General features: G+C 55.1%; 1 protein-coding gene. It reads left to right on the top strand.

What is annotated here, in order from left to right; genetic code table 11:
* Positions 1-245: 245 nt before the first annotated feature.
* Positions 246-639: RNA-binding protein (locus RIF23_RS20680; protein ID WP_310914310.1), on the top strand; the 394-nt coding region annotated here is incomplete at its 3' end.

The raw sequence follows: 639 nt of genomic DNA, 5'->3' as shown, positions 1-639 counted from the left end.
TCCGAACAAATCGCAGACGAACTGGTGGTTGTGGCCCGTGGTCTTGTGCTTGCCGGAGTAGAGCTCGGGTGCATCCGACCATGACCAGGAAGGACACAGAGAGGATTATGCAAAAGTCCCGCTGAAGTGGACGTAGATTTCGGATTCACCAGACAAAGCAATGACCCCTGCGGGATAATGGAAAGGTTCCAACCAAAGAATCTTGCCGCCCGGAGGGGTCATTGCACATCAATTCTAGCACAGGTTTGACGTCCGATCAGTTCGACGAACTTGTCGATCGTCTTGGTCGGCGAATCTTGTGGGACAAGGGCACCGGAAGACCAAAAGGTCTCACCCTCCGGCAGGCGACAAAAGCCACTGTCATGTACTTCAAGACGAACGTCAGCGAAGAACTGATTGCAGAGCTGATCTTCGTCGATCAGGCAACAATTTCTCGTGCGATCAGTGAACTCGAGGAACCTATCGCCGATGTGCTACACGAGTTCGTTCCTGATCCGGCCGATGAGGTTGACGGGCGGGGTTGGCGTGGTCGGTGGGTCTCTGTGTCCTTCCTGGTCATGGTCGGATGCACCCGAGCTCTACTCCGGCAAGCACAAGACCACGGGCCACAACCACCAGTTCGTCTGCGATTTGTTCGGC

The sequence above is a fragment of the Lipingzhangella rawalii genome (assembly GCF_031628175.1).
Taxonomy (GTDB): domain Bacteria; phylum Actinomycetota; class Actinomycetes; order Streptosporangiales; family Streptosporangiaceae; genus Lipingzhangella_A; species Lipingzhangella_A rawalii.
This window is presented reverse-complemented; position numbering and strand designations above follow the sequence as displayed.